Source organism: Pectobacterium polonicum (genome assembly GCF_005497185.1).
GTDB classification, from domain to species: domain Bacteria; phylum Pseudomonadota; class Gammaproteobacteria; order Enterobacterales; family Enterobacteriaceae; genus Pectobacterium; species Pectobacterium polonicum.
In genome coordinates this window covers 304,323-317,771 of record NZ_RJTN01000002.1, presented here as the reverse complement: position 1 = coordinate 317,771, position 13,449 = coordinate 304,323, and the positions used below count along the sequence as shown (strand labels likewise).

Below are 13,449 nucleotides of genomic sequence, written 5' to 3'. Positions count from 1 at the left end.
TGCACGAAAATAGAGTACGCAAATTAGTGATACGCATTTGACCGTTACGTTGACTACCACTCCAGGAGCGAAATTATGTCTATATTCAAGCCCATGTCTATATTCAAGCCCATGTCCAAACTTAGCAGCAACACCAAAGCGAAAGGTCTCTTCAATCGTCCGGTACTGAAGAGAATAGCGGCCACGACTTTTCTGGTGACGATGGCCTGTCAGGCGCAGGCGGAATCCGTCACGGTGATCTCATTTGGCGGTTTGAACAAAGATGCGCAGGATAAGGCGTTTTACAAACCGTTCGCTGCGGCGGGCAAAGGCACGGTGGAAGCCGGTGAGTATAACGGTGAAATGGCACGTATCCGGGCAATGGTAGAAACCGGGCAGGTAGGCTGGGACGTCGTGGAAGTCGAAGGCCCTGAACTGATGCGCGGCTGTAGCGAAGGGCTGTTTGAACCGCTGGACTGGTCAAAACTGGGCGATCAATCTCAGTTTGTCAAAGGCGCGGTGACCGAGTGCGGTGCGGGGATCTTCCTGTGGTCTACCGTGCTGACCTACAACGCAGCGAAACTGAAACAGGCACCGAAAAGCTGGGCCGACTTCTGGAATGTGAAAGATTACCCCGGCAAACGTGCGCTGCGTAAAAGTGCCAAATTTACGTTGGAAATCGCGCTGCTGGCCGATGGTGTGAAGCGTGAGGATCTCTACACGGTGCTGGCGACGCCAGAGGGTGTCGAGCGCGCTTTCAAGAAACTGAATCAGATCAAATCGAACATTCAGTGGTGGGAGTCTGGCGCACAGCCGCTGCAATGGCTGGTGTCGGGTGATGTGGTCATGACCTCTGCCTATAACGGCCGCGTCGCGGCAGCGCAGAAAGAAGGGCATGACTTCAAGATTGTCTGGGCCGACAGCATTTACGATCTGGACAGTTGGGCAATCGTCAAAGGTTCCAAGCACAAGGCACTGGCGGAGCAGTTCATTGCGTTTGCCAACCAGCCGGAAAACCAGAAAGTGTTCGCTGAGAACATTCCATATGGTCCAACGCACGTCAAAACCACCAGCCTACTGGCTCCTGCTGTTGCCGCCAATCTACCGACCGCACCGGATAATCTGGCACAGGCCTTGCAGGTCGATACTGAGTTTTGGATCGATCACGGTGAAGAGCTGGAGCAACGCTTTAACGCCTGGGCCGCCCAATAAGGTCGTAGTGATTTACCGTACGTGATGATGGAGAAAGTGCCTATGTCCCAGAGCGAAATTGTCGCCTCTGCACCGCCTGGCGGGAGCGAGGAAAATGCGACATTGAAACAGCAACTGTGGATCGCGCAGAAAGCCTATAAGAAGCGCTCTTTGCTGCTGATTGCACCGCTGTTTCTGTTTATCGTGGTGAGCTTTTTGTTCCCAATCACCTCGATTTTGGGGAAAAGCGTCTCCGACCCGGAATTGCGCGACAACATGCCGCAGACCATTGCCGCGATGCGGCTCTGGTCGGGCAACAATATACCGGATGAGGCGGTCTTTCGGGCGCTGGTCAGCGATCTGCGCGATGCCCGCAGCAGCGGCAAGTTAAGCACGATCACCAAACGGTTGGGGTATGAAGGGGCGGAATATCGCACGCTGATTACCCGTACATTGCGCAAGCTGCCCGCGGAGGGCAGCAGTGATGTACGTGACCAACTGATACGTGAGCAGCCGATGTGGGGGGAACTGGCGACCTGGCAAACGTTCGATCGTGCCGCGCGGCCTTTCACCAGCTATTACCTGCTGGCGGTGTTTGACCATAAAGTCGATGCCACTACCCAACAAATCGTTCCGCAGCCTGCCGATCAGTCACTGTATGTCGATGTACTGCTGCGTACGCTGCTGATGGCTGGCGTGGTGACGCTGCTGTGCGTGGGGCTAGGGTATCCGCTGGCGTACTGGCTGGCAAAACAGCCTTCGAATCGCGCTAATTTGCTGCTAATTCTGGTGCTGCTGCCGTTCTGGACATCGCTGATTGTGCGGACGGCAAGCTGGATTGTGCTATTGCAGTCCGGCGGGTTGATCAACCGCTCGCTGATTAACATTGGTATTATCGACGAACCGCTGGTGCTGGTGTTCAACCGCATCGGTGTCTATATCTCGATGACTCACATCCTACTGCCGTTCTTCATTCTGCCGTTATACGCGGTGATGAAAGGCATTTCCCCGAATTACGTACGTGCGGCGATCTCGCTGGGTGCGCATCCCTTTATCGCCTTCTGGCGGGTTTACGTGCCGCAAACCTACGCGGGCGTGACGGCGGGGGCGCTGCTGGTCTTTATGATGGCGATTGGCTACTACATTACACCTGCGCTGCTGGGCGGGCCAAGTGACCAGATGCTGAGCTACTTTGTTGCGTTCTTCACCAATACCACCATGAACTGGGGAATGGCAGCCGCGCTGGGTACGCAACTGCTGATCATCGTGACGCTGCTGTACGTGGTGTATATCCGTGTGACGCGCACCAATGCGGAAACGGCGGCGCATTAAGCTCGATATCCATAACCTTATACTGGGGAGAGAATAAATGAGACAGCAGGGTGAAGTGGGTATCCGTTTGTGGAACACGTTCTTTAATTTTTACGGCGCGGCGATGCTGTTGTTTTTAATCGTCCCCGTGCTGGTGATTGTTCCGCTCTCGTTTAATGCGGGGTCGTTTCTGAGCTATCCGCTGACGGGATTTTCCCTGCGTTGGTATCGCGAGTTTTTTAGCTCTAGCGAGTGGTTGGGGGCGTTGGGCAACAGCCTGCTGATTGCGCCGCTGGCGACGTTACTGGCAACGGTGCTCGGCGTGCTGGCCTCGGTCGGGCTAGTGCGCGGTGAATTTCGCGGTAAATCGCTGGTGATGGCGGTACTGATTTCGCCGATGATTGCACCCGTGGTGATTGTTGCGGTCGGGATGTTTTTCTTCTTTGCCAAGCTGTCGCTGCTAAACAGCTATTTAGGGCTGGTATTGGCCCATGCGATGCTGGGCGTACCGTTCGTTGTTATTACGGTCACGGCAGTGTTGAAGAACTATGATCATAACCTGACGCGTGCGGCTGCCAGTCTGGGTGCTTCACCGTTGCTGGCTTTTCGCAAGGTGACGTTTCCGCTGATTGCGCCTGGGGTATTTTCCGGGGCGCTTTTTGCCTTCGCGACGTCGTTTGACGAGGTGATCGTCACGCTGTTTCTCGCCAGCCCACGCCAGCGCACCTTGCCGCTACAGATGTTTGCTGGCATCCGTGAGAATCTCGACCCAACGATAGCCGCCGCCGCCACCATGATGGTCGGTGCTGCGCTCGTTCTGCTGATCGTGATGGAGATTTTACGCCGCCGTTCGGAGCGGCTACGGAGTGGGGGTTAATCAGTGTCAGAGTTATGTTTCGTGCGCGTTAATATTGTATTTTTCCCTTTGCATGGGAGAGCGCACGACCAAGGGCGGCTCAGTTGCCGTCGCCCTTGGAACCCTGGCTTTTTGGCGGTTCATGATGCCGCTACGCGGTGCCTTCAGAGATAACGTTTTCCTGACGGACCGCCAGTGACGCGTTCCCGACGCGGCACTGGCTTTCGCAGCATCCATGCTGCTCATCCTGAAAAACGTTTTCTCTTCAGCATCATTCTACGCCAAGAGAAAAGATTAGATTTCGCTGAAATTTTTTCAGCTTTTTTTAAAACTCAATTTATGATGCATCAAACACCATTTTGATGTGTGTTGTGTAAAAAATGATGGTACAAAGGCTCAGGAGGTTCGGTATGACAGCGCAAAAAACGTTACTGCTGACCGGTGCCAGCCGGGGGATTGGACATGCTACCGTTAAGCATTTCCACGCGGCAGGGTGGCGGATCTTTACCGCTTCACGTCAGAACTGGGCAGAAGAGTGCCCGTGGGCGGAAAAGCTACTCAATCATATTCATCTCGATTTGGAAGACATCGATAGCCTGCAACAGACGTTGCCGCTGATTAAGGAAAAACTGGGCGGGCGTCTGGATGCACTGGTCGATAATGCGGGGATTTCACCAAAGGGGGCGGGCGGGCAACGTCTTGGCATACGCGACACGGACTATGCTACCTGGCTGCGCGTTTTCAACGTCAACCTCTTCTCCAGCGCACTGTTGGCAAACGGTTTGTTCGATGAGCTCAAAGCATCACAGGGATGCGTCATCAATGTGACCTCGATTGCGGGGTCGCGTGTGCATCCCTTTGCTGGCGTAGCCTATGCCACCTCAAAAGCGGCGCTATCTGCACTGACGCGGGAAATGGCATTTGATTTTGGTCCGCACGGTGTTCGCGTCAATGCGATTGCACCGGGGGAAATTGAAACCTCAATACTGTCACCGGGTACGGATGACATTATTACGCGACAGGTGCCGATGCAGCGCTTAGGTAAACCCGAAGAGGTGGCCAGTTTGATCTATTTTCTCTGTACCTCCGGGGCTTCTTACGTCAACGGTGCAGAAATCCATGTTAATGGAGGACAGCATGTCTGACGTTTCCCCCGTGTTGCAATGTCCCGCTTCCAACCAGCCGGTGTTTGCCGAGGCTTTACCACTCGATGACGAGTTAATGATGCAGCCTGTACCGCAGGTTTCCTGCCAGCAGGCGTTGGCAATTGCGCAGCAAGAATATGGCCTGTTCGGGCAGATGACCCTGCTTCAGGGCGAACGTGATATGAATTTCTGTCTGACGGTCACGCCAGACGAACGCTATATGCTGAAAGTGATCAACGCGGCGGAACCCGCTGACGTCAGCGATTTTCAAACTTCATTATTGTTGCATCTGGCTAGCCATGCGCCTGAACTGCCCGTACCGCGTATCAGGTTGACAAAAAATGGTCGGGCAGAAACAGGCGTTGATATCGGTGGCGTACTGCTGCGTGTGCGGCTGGTGAGCTATCTGGCAGGCGTGCCGCAGCATCTGGCCTCATCTTCAACGGCGCTGATGCCGCAGTTGGGAGGCTCGCTGGCGCAGTTGGATAACGTACTTCTCCGCTTTACACATCCGGCAGCAAACCGTTCGCTGCTGTGGGATATCAGCCGGGCGGATCAGGTGCGTCCTTACCTCGATTTTGTGTCTGAACCCCAGCAGTATCAGCATCTTCAACGTATTTTTGACCGCTATGACAGTCACGTTGCCCCTGAGTTGGCGATGCTGCGTCATCAGGTCATTCATAACGATCTTAATCCGCATAATGTGTTGGTGAGCAGTTCGTCGCCGACGCGGGTGACCGGCATTATCGATTTTGGCGACGCCGTCTTTGCCCCATTAATCTGCGAAGTGGCGACCGCACTGGCGTACCAGGTGGGTGAGGGGCAGGATCTGTTGGAGCATGTTCTGCCGTTTGTTGCGGCGTATCACCACCATATGCCATTAACGCGGGAGGAGATCGCGCTGTTGCCCGATCTGATCGCGACCCGCATGGCGCTGGCGCTAACTATTGCGCAGTGGCGCGCATCACGCTACCCCGACAATCGAGAGTATCTATTGCGTAATGTACCGCGCAGTTGGCACAACTTACAGCGCATGGCGATCTATTCCCATGCGCAATTTGTGACTCGTCTACAGCAGGCTTGCCCGGAGAACGTACGATGAATCAGAGTGGAATGATGTCTGAAATGACTGCGACAAATGCCTTGCTGGCGCGCCGCCAGCGGGTGCTGGGCAGTGGTTACCGCCTGTTTTATGAAGAGCCGTTGCACGTTGCGCGCGGCGAGGGCGTATGGCTGTTTGATCACCAGGGAAAACGTTATCTGGATGTTTATAACAATGTGGCCTCGGTCGGGCATTGCCATCCTGCGGTGGTTGAGGCGATGGCGCGCCAGAGCGCACTGCTCAATACTCACACACGTTATTTACACCCTGCGATTGTCGATTTTGCGGAAGATTTACTGAGCGAATTTCCCGCTGAACTGAACAATGTGATGCTGACCTGTACTGGCAGTGAGGCTAACGATCTGGCGCTGCGCATCGCCCGACATGTTACGGGGGGGACGGGTGTTCTGGTGACGCGTTGGGCGTATCACGGCGTGACCAGTGCGCTGGCGGAACTGTCGCCGTCGTTGGGGGATAGCGTGGCGCGCGGAAATCATGTGAAGCTGATCGACGCGCCGGATACCTATCGTCAGCCCGGTGCATTTCTTACCAGTATTCGTGATGCTCTGGCACAGATGCAACAAGAAGGGGTTCGTCCTGCTGCGCTGTTGGTGGACACCATTTTTTCCAGCGACGGGGTGTTCTGTGCGCCGAAAGGCGAAATGGCGCAGGCGGCGGCGCTGATTCGTCTGGCTGGCGGGCTGTTTATCACAGATGAAGTGCAGCCGGGCTTTGGACGCACTGGAGAATCGCTGTGGGGCTTTGCGCATCACGGCGTCGTCCCGGATTTAGTGAGTTTAGGGAAGCCGATGGGTAATGGACACCCGATCGCCGGATTGGTGGGGCGTTCCGCGCTGTTCGATGCCTTCGGACGCGATGTGCGCTATTTCAATACCTTCGGCGGTAATCCGGTGTCCTGTCAGGCAGCGCATGCGGTGCTGCGGGTGATTCGGGAAGAGCAGTTACAGCAGAATGCCCAGCGGGTTGGCGCTTATTTGCGCCAGGGATTGCAGCAGTTGGCGCAGGATTTCCCGCTGATTGGTGACATTCGGGCTTACGGCCTGTTTATCGGCGTGGAATTGGTCAACGATCGTGAAAGCAAATCTCCGGCACGTGAATCCGCATTGCAGATAGTGAATGCGATGCGTCAGCGCGGTGTACTTATCAGTACGACAGGACCCGCGGCGAACGTGCTGAAAATTCGCCCGCCGCTGGTGTTTCTGGAAGAGCATGCCGATGTATTTTTAACCACGCTGAGCGACGTATTAGCGATAATCGGCTCCCCCGCGTGCGGGTAAACGATTGCGCGGGGGAGGTGAACAAGAGGGGGGGGACGTTAGATACGGAACGCGGCAACGGCATGGCTGAGTTCACCCGCACGCTCGGACAGCGAACCCGCGGCAGCGGCGGCTTCGTTAACCAGCGCGGCGTTTTGCTGCGTGACCGTTTCCATCTGTGAAATGGCGGTGTTAATCTGCCCAATACCCAGACTTTGTTCATTGCTGGCAGTGGAAATTTCGGTCACGAGCGATGCTACGCGTTTTATGTCTTCCACCACGCTCTGAATCGTACTGCCCGCATCGATGACAACAGCATGGCCGAGAGTTGCCTGTTCGACGGACGTCCCGATCAGGCTTTTAATCTCTTTGGCCGCGTTTGCACTGCGTTGCGCCAAAGTGCGAACTTCACCTGCAACGACCGCAAAGCCTCGCCCCTGTTCTCCCGCGCGAGCGGCTTCCACGGCGGCGTTCAACGCGAGGATGTTGGTTTGAAACGCGATACCGTCGATTACGCTGATAATATTGGTGATTTTTTCTGCGGATGACACCATGTTTTGCATCGCTGATGTGACATCACCCATCATCCTGCCCCCATCAACAGCGCGTTGCGACGCGGTTGTCGCCAACTGACTGGCGTGGGCGGCGTGGGTAGCATTCTGCTTGACGGAGGAGGTCATCTGTTCCATTGATGCTGCGGTTTCTTCCAGTGAACTGGCCTGCTGCTCGGTTCGGGAGGAGAGATCGATATTGCCGCTGCTAATCTGGCTGGATGCGGTTGCGATAATATCGGCGTTGCTGTGTACGCGCTCTACGATATCCGTCAGATTCAGCACCATTTCTCGTAGTGCGGTTTGCAACTGTCCCATCTCATCGCGCGAGGTAATAGCGATACGGTGCGTCAGATCGCCACTTGCCACTTTTCTTGCCAAATCTACGGCATTCTTTATCGGCACGGCAATTGACATAATCAACCGCCAGCCTGATAACGCAACGATAATTATTCCCGCCAGAAGGATAATAACTACGGAAAATAATATTTTATTGAAACTACTTTGTGATTCAGAATAGAGTTCTTGGCCAACATCAGATTGTAATTTAATCAGCTGGTCGGCAATTTTTTGCAGGGGTTCATATTCGCTTTTTAAGGTGTGATTGATAATATATTCTAATGCGTTAGTGTCATTTTTCTGTATTGCATTAATAGCGGGAATAACGGCTTTTTCATTGTACTGTTTGTATAAAACGGCAAACTGTTCTTCTAAGGTTTTTTCTTCGCCGGTTAAATAAGTCTTACTGTATAAGTCCCATTGCACGTCATAAATTTTTTGTGCTTCTGCGATGTGCGCCAGTCCTGCTCTGACATTGTTTGGCTGCGAGAGATCAACGCTGGCAATTTCAAACATCACGTTGTTCACCTGCCTGGTGATATTATCCAGATAGCCCAGTGCAATCAGCCGATCCTGATACAGCGTTTTTATCGATTGATTGGTATTATTCATGCCAAACAAACCGGTAACAGAGACAACCAAAAGCAATAATGCCATTAACAACATAACCGAAATTAATTTAAGTTTAATGCTCATAAGTACCTCTAAATTACTCCCGAATAAGGAGCGGTATTTCTATATCGACGGGAGAAAGAGAAGGTTTATGTTGAGATTAACTAAAATTTAAAAGTGGCATTAGGGGGCTTGTGACAGCAGTGGTTTACATTGATTTACAAACTGTTCGATATTCTATGCTGATTGCTTGATAATAATTAAAATATTATCCTAGCCGGAAAGTTACCGTTACAGCTAAGTGAATAAAATAATCGTTAAGGTAATGCTATGAAGCCCGTTTTTTACGCCATGGTATCGCCGCTATGATTATTTTAAAAAAACAGCATGGTTATTTTTTAAGAAAAATGAAACACCGCAGAGGTGAAGATAATCGTAAGGATGATAAATTTCCGTTATTAATTTTTATCCTTAAGGATAACCCTCTTCCCCGCGTGTGCGAAAACGGAGCAAGAGGGTAACCGTTAACGGTGTTGAGCTAACTTCACAGCCTCATGAAGATCAAGGCGCTGCCAGAAATTCTGCGCGCCTTTATCACCCGGCTCGCCGGAAAGCGGGTAGCCATCGGCCAGCGCGGTTTTCACCATCAGGTTTCTGCGTTGGGCGGCGGAGAGTTTTGGCAGTACAGCGTCGAGCAAGACTTCGGCACCTTCGGGAACGCTAACCGGAGACGCCGCGCCAGGCTGAGCTGGTAGGCCATACGTCATGGTGTAGTGATAAAACGTTTTCATTTCCGGTGCGGCGTAAGGATCGTCCTGTGGTGAGTTTTTAGCGCAGTCGCTCAACGTGGTGCCACAGGCTTTCTCTAACGCGCTGCGTAACTCGGCTTTGGCCTGTTCAAACAGCTGGCGATACTGCGGATCGTTGAGATAATGTGCCACGTTGCGTTCGGCAATCATGCGTGAACCGATCACGTCCAACGGATAATGCACACCCAGCACAACGCGTGAGTAGCCATAGCGTGCACCGCGATCGATCAGCGGAACGAAACGCTCAGGGATCATTTCCGCTAGCAGCAAGGCATCAGTGTAACCCGTATTGGTATGTCCGCTCGGAAATGCGCCGCCGGTAGCGGTATACGGTTTGTTATCGCCAATCACAGCGGTATCTGGCACCAGATGAATCGTATTGTTCGGCTGTAGGAAAGGGCGAGGATAGTTAAAATGTTGCTTGGCAGCGGACGTGCTGACGGCGGATAGCTTGAGCAATACGGCGGCCTTACGGATTTCACCGCGGTCATAGGCGCTGATAAATACCTTGCCCAGCCGTGGACCCAATGCATCAGCCAGATAGTAGAGATACCCCTGACCCTCAGCATCCACTAGCGCCTGTTCGCGTTGACCCGCTGTGGCTTCGCGATTAATGCGCGTCACGATAGCCGTGTTTTGTTGCAACACATCGGTAGAAAGGTGTGAGAAGGATTCCAGTAGCGCAATGCCTGCTTGCTGGTTGGTTTTTACTGCGAAGTCATAGCCGCTGTTGTTGAGCCAGTTGATATCCGCCTGCTGTGGTGTTTCTTGTGCCTTTTCCAATTGCGCGCGGGTGAGTTGTGGGGCATCTCCCTGTATCGCCTTGCGTAGTGCGGCCTGAATGGATTGTTCCAGTTCTATAACGCGGGGGCGGCTACTGGCCTGTGTGGTGGTATCGACAATCGTGCTGATAGTCGCACTCTCCGGCTGAGGTGGGGCTGCAAACCCGGAAAGCGGTAGTAGAAAGAGACTGGCAATCGGTAATGTTCCGATCGTCGCAAACAGAGTCGTGCGATGACGCATGATGGCATCCTTAATGGAGAGGATAAACGTTGGTCGGTGCAGGATCAGGCTAGATGCAGATTATGACAGTAATGTTTCAGGATATATGTTGAGATACTTATCAACGAATTATCATGCTTTGTTATATTTTAGAACCAATCATGGCTTATTCTTGGATAAGCCTAAAAGGAAATATCAAGCCAGAAAATCAAACAAAGGGGAGGTGTCGGTATGAATATAATTTTTGATTTAGATGGAACCATCATTGATTCTGTTCCGGGAATTAAAGAGAGCCTTATTTATGCCATTCGAAAGCAAGGGCATATGATTGATGACGACATTGACATTTCATCGCTCATTGGGCCTCCCATGCATAATATTGTCAGAACACTGCTGGAGCCTTATGGTGACAGCAGAGTAGAAGAAACAATAAACATTTATCGTGCGCACTATGGTCAATTCGGACTTTACAATAGCGTTATCTATGAAGGGATGCAGCCAATGCTGAAAACCTTAAAACAGCGTGGCGATAAACTCTTTATTGCGACATCTAAAAGACAACTATTCGCTGGGAAAATACTCGATGAGATGAAGATAAGCCCTTTCTTCTCAGACATCATTGGGACGCCGTCGGATGGAAACATGGATGATAAGACTAAACTATTAGCTTATTTACTGACTAAAAATGGGTTGGAACCACGTTGTTCAATCATGGTGGGAGATAGAGAAGACGACATGATTGCAGCACGGAACAACCATTTATTATCCGTCGGTGTACTGTGGGGATACGGAACGGCCAATGAGCTAGCAACCCATCAGGCTGACGCCCTGTGTGCTCAGCCAACTGCGTTATGCCATGTGATCGACAAGATAATGTCATCACATCCTGCATAAAACTGCACGTGACTATATACCCGTCATACTTCAAGTTGCATGTGCGTTGGCTGCGTTTAAATACTCGGCCCGTCGTGGGCCTCGCCCTAAAGGGCCGCTGCAAGCAGCGTTCAAATCTGCTCCCGGCAGATTTGTCACCCGAATCACTTACCTGTGTAAGCTCATCGGGATTCTCTCTCTCTTGCCGCCTGCCTGAAACTCGAATTATTTAGGGTATATAAGTAAAAAGCATAAAAAAGCTTCTAAAAAACAGAAAGGTGATTTGCTTTTTTTATCATTGACGCAAAGCTCATTTCTCTCTAACTTAAATAGACGATAATTTTTCAATATTTTATTGATTTATAAGAAATTAATCTAATTATAACCAAAATGGTAGCCAAAAATAGCCCGGTGATTCCTCAATCTAAAAAGGCGTTTATCCCCAAAAGTTATACGAAAACAATAAAGGAAAGCTTTGCCCTAATATCGGTCACTTAAGCCCGTTATTAGGGGAAACTCAGGGGGAGATTCCCGCAGAGAAGCCTCACCCCTGTGGCCGCCCCGTGTACCTCGATGCTTAAACGATGGGTATTTAAGCCTTGCCCTTATATCAAACAGACATACGTTTGCGTATATCGCTGTGTCACCTCTTAAAACAATGAGTAACGAGCAGGAGTGAGTCAGGTAATGATTCGGTTAGAAAACGTGAGCGTTGATTTCCCCACCGGGAAAACTGCACAGTCCAGGGCGGTAAACAACGTCAACCTGACCATTCAACAGGGTGAAGTTTTTGGGATTGTCGGCACCAGCGGCGCAGGGAAAAGTACGCTGCTGCGGACGATCAATTTATTGCAGCGCCCCACCGAAGGGCGGATATTTCTGGGTGATACGCTGATCAGTAATGCTTCTGGCCGCGAGCTGCGCCAGCATCGGCAACGTATTGGCATGATCTTCCAGCATTTTAATCTGATGCACACTCGCAATGTCTATGACAATGTGGTGTTCAGCCTGCGTGCCGCAGGTAAAAGCAAAGCGGAGATTGCTGAGCGCGTGCCGGAAATTCTGGCGCTGGTTGGATTGCAGGATAAAGGAACCGCTTATCCGGCGCAGCTGAGCGGTGGGCAGAAGCAGCGTGTTGGCATTGCCCGCGCCATTGCCAACCATCCCGAAGTGCTGCTGTGTGATGAACCCACCTCGGCGTTGGATCTGGAAACGTCGGCATCTATTCTGGCGTTATTGAAGAGTATTAATGTCCGGTTAGGTATCACGATCGTGCTGATTTCCCACGAAATGAGTGTGATTAAAAGTATTTGTCAGCGTATGGCGGTGATGACGGGCGGGAATATTGTGGAAGAGGGGGAAGTTTTTACGATCTTCTCTGCGCCTCAACACGCTTATACCAAACAACTGGTTAGCCATACCACGCCGGTCGAATTACCTGAACGCTTTAAGAAAAATAATAAGGGCGTCTTGTTAAAAATACTTTTCGCCGATGATTCGGTAGAACAACCGATATTATCCGACGTTGCACAGCAGTTTCAGGTTTCGGTAAATATTCTGCACGGCAATATTGAATATATTAACGATCGCGCGTTGGGGCATATTATCGCCCAGATTTCATACCGTGACGATCCGGCAGCGGAAAATCTCACTGCGGCTATTGCTTATATTCGACAGAATACCTTTGGGGTGGAGGTCATCAATGACTGAGTTAATCGGTGAATTAATCTTCGCCTTCGGTGAAACCTTCACCATGGTGTGCATTTCAACGCTTTGTGCGGTGGTGTTCGGCCTGCCGTTAGGCATCGCGATTTATGTGACCGATCGTCATTTATTCTGGCAGAACCGTTTTATCTATCTGATCTCGACCATTCTGGTGAATATCATCCGCTCGATCCCCTTTGTGATCCTGCTGGTGCTGCTGTTGCCATTAACGCAGTTGTTGTTGGGAAACACGATAGGGCCCGTGGCGGCGTCGGTGCCGATGTCCGTAGCAGCGATTGCGTTTTATGCCCGTCTGGTAGATTCCGCGCTGCGTGAAGTCGATCCGGGCATTGTGGAAGCGGCAGAGGCCTTTGGAGCCAGCCCGACGCGCATTATCGCTACCGTGCTGTTGCCGGAAGCCTTGGCTGGCTTATTGCGTGGTCTGACGATCACGCTGGTCAGCCTGATTGGTTACTCGGCGATGGCTGGGATTGTTGGCGGCGGCGGTGTCGGCGATCTGGCGATTCGCTTTGGCTATTACCGTTATGAAACTGAAGTCATGGTGGTGACGGTGATTGCGTTGGTCGTGTTGGTGCAGGTCGTGCAAACGCTGGGTGATATGCTGTCACGACGGGCGAATAAGCGCGAGCGCCGCTAAACCACGACAGAATACGTTATTCAGGACAGCAGAGAGATGT

At 51.8% G+C, this 13,449-nt stretch carries 12 protein-coding genes; 10 read left to right on the top strand and 2 right to left on the bottom strand.

Going from position 1 to position 13,449, the window contains the following annotated elements; translation table 11 throughout:
• Positions 1 to 111 precede the first annotated feature (111 nt).
• The 6 genes from EDI29_RS03810 (at position 112) to EDI29_RS03780 (ending at position 6,882) form a co-directional block, all read left to right on the top strand.
• On the top strand, positions 112 to 1,191 hold the full coding sequence (locus EDI29_RS03810) for an ABC transporter substrate-binding protein (RefSeq protein ID WP_137739936.1): 1,080 nt from the start codon (positions 112 to 114) through the stop codon (positions 1,189 to 1,191).
• A 42-nt stretch (positions 1,192 to 1,233) separates the two neighbouring features.
• Entirely contained in the window at positions 1,234 to 2,502 is a 1,269-nt protein-coding gene (locus tag EDI29_RS03805) for an ABC transporter permease (RefSeq protein WP_137739792.1), read from the top strand.
• Positions 2,503 to 2,539: 37 nt separating this feature from the next.
• A complete protein-coding gene (locus EDI29_RS03800; RefSeq protein ID WP_137739791.1) occupies positions 2,540 to 3,358 on the top strand; it encodes an ABC transporter permease in 819 nt (272 codons plus the stop codon).
• A 389-nt stretch (positions 3,359 to 3,747) separates the two neighbouring features.
• Positions 3,748 to 4,482, top strand: coding sequence for an SDR family NAD(P)-dependent oxidoreductase (locus EDI29_RS03790; RefSeq protein WP_137739789.1), 735 nt, complete (start codon positions 3,748 to 3,750; stop codon positions 4,480 to 4,482).
• Complete coding sequence (locus tag EDI29_RS03785; protein WP_241664884.1) at positions 4,475 to 5,584, top strand: phosphotransferase; 1,110 nt, start codon at positions 4,475 to 4,477, stop codon at positions 5,582 to 5,584. Before EDI29_RS03790 ends, EDI29_RS03785 begins: the two co-directional genes overlap by 8 nt.
• Positions 5,581 to 6,882 (top strand): aspartate aminotransferase family protein, encoded by a 1,302-nt coding sequence (locus EDI29_RS03780; RefSeq protein ID WP_137739788.1) that lies wholly within the window; start codon positions 5,581 to 5,583, stop codon positions 6,880 to 6,882. The genes EDI29_RS03785 and EDI29_RS03780 overlap by 4 nt, the downstream gene beginning before the upstream one ends.
• Positions 6,883 to 6,920: 38 nt before the next feature.
• Here EDI29_RS03780 and EDI29_RS03775 read toward each other — a convergent pair whose 3' ends face one another.
• Entirely contained in the window at positions 6,921 to 8,447 is a 1,527-nt protein-coding gene (locus EDI29_RS03775; RefSeq protein ID WP_137739787.1) for a methyl-accepting chemotaxis protein, read from the bottom strand.
• 281 nt (positions 8,448 to 8,728) lie between these two features.
• Between EDI29_RS03775 and EDI29_RS22680 the strand changes: the two genes are divergently transcribed.
• Positions 8,729 to 8,884, top strand: coding sequence for a hypothetical protein (locus EDI29_RS22680; protein WP_167494472.1), 156 nt, complete (start codon positions 8,729 to 8,731; stop codon positions 8,882 to 8,884).
• Between the two features lie 3 nt (positions 8,885 to 8,887).
• On the opposite strand, the gene EDI29_RS03770 is transcribed toward EDI29_RS22680, so the two are convergent.
• Positions 8,888 to 10,195, bottom strand: coding sequence for an acid phosphatase (locus tag EDI29_RS03770; protein ID WP_137739786.1), 1,308 nt, complete (start codon positions 10,193 to 10,195; stop codon positions 8,888 to 8,890).
• A gap of 210 nt (positions 10,196 to 10,405) precedes the next feature.
• Here EDI29_RS03770 and EDI29_RS03765 point away from each other — a divergent pair, with 210 nt between their 5' ends.
• The 3 genes from EDI29_RS03765 (at position 10,406) to EDI29_RS03755 (ending at position 13,409) form a co-directional block, all read left to right on the top strand.
• Positions 10,406 to 11,068: an HAD hydrolase-like protein gene (locus EDI29_RS03765; RefSeq protein ID WP_137739785.1), complete on the top strand. Its 663-nt coding sequence runs from the start codon at positions 10,406 to 10,408 to the stop codon at positions 11,066 to 11,068.
• A 666-nt stretch (positions 11,069 to 11,734) separates the two neighbouring features.
• Complete coding sequence (locus tag EDI29_RS03760) at positions 11,735 to 12,757, top strand: methionine ABC transporter ATP-binding protein (protein ID WP_137739784.1); 1,023 nt, start codon at positions 11,735 to 11,737, stop codon at positions 12,755 to 12,757.
• Positions 12,750 to 13,409 carry a methionine ABC transporter permease gene (locus tag EDI29_RS03755; protein ID WP_005972206.1) on the top strand — a complete coding sequence of 220 codons (660 nt, stop codon included), beginning with the start codon at positions 12,750 to 12,752 and terminating at the stop codon, positions 13,407 to 13,409. Before EDI29_RS03760 ends, EDI29_RS03755 begins: the two co-directional genes overlap by 8 nt.
• Positions 13,410 to 13,449: the final 40 nt, after the last annotated feature.

Bases quoted from the DNA above. Each gene is read 5' to 3' on its own strand.
- EDI29_RS03810 (WP_137739936.1), top strand. From the start codon at position 112: ATGTCCAAACTTAGCAGCAACACCAAAGCGAAAGGTCTCTTCAATCGT.
- EDI29_RS03805 (WP_137739792.1), top strand. From the start codon at position 1,234: ATGTCCCAGAGCGAAATTGTCGCCTCTGCACCGCCTGGCGGGAGCGAG.
- EDI29_RS03800 (WP_137739791.1), top strand. From the start codon at position 2,540: ATGAGACAGCAGGGTGAAGTGGGTATCCGTTTGTGGAACACGTTCTTT.
- EDI29_RS03790 (WP_137739789.1), top strand. From the start codon at position 3,748: ATGACAGCGCAAAAAACGTTACTGCTGACCGGTGCCAGCCGGGGGATT.
- EDI29_RS03785 (WP_241664884.1), top strand. From the start codon at position 4,475: ATGTCTGACGTTTCCCCCGTGTTGCAATGTCCCGCTTCCAACCAGCCG.
- EDI29_RS03780 (WP_137739788.1), top strand. From the start codon at position 5,581: ATGAATCAGAGTGGAATGATGTCTGAAATGACTGCGACAAATGCCTTG.
- EDI29_RS03775 (WP_137739787.1), bottom strand. From the start codon at position 8,447: ATGAGCATTAAACTTAAATTAATTTCGGTTATGTTGTTAATGGCATTA.
- EDI29_RS22680 (WP_167494472.1), top strand. From the start codon at position 8,729: ATGATTATTTTAAAAAAACAGCATGGTTATTTTTTAAGAAAAATGAAA.
- EDI29_RS03770 (WP_137739786.1), bottom strand. From the start codon at position 10,195: ATGCGTCATCGCACGACTCTGTTTGCGACGATCGGAACATTACCGATT.
- EDI29_RS03765 (WP_137739785.1), top strand. From the start codon at position 10,406: ATGAATATAATTTTTGATTTAGATGGAACCATCATTGATTCTGTTCCG.
- EDI29_RS03760 (WP_137739784.1), top strand. From the start codon at position 11,735: ATGATTCGGTTAGAAAACGTGAGCGTTGATTTCCCCACCGGGAAAACT.
- EDI29_RS03755 (WP_005972206.1), top strand. From the start codon at position 12,750: ATGACTGAGTTAATCGGTGAATTAATCTTCGCCTTCGGTGAAACCTTC.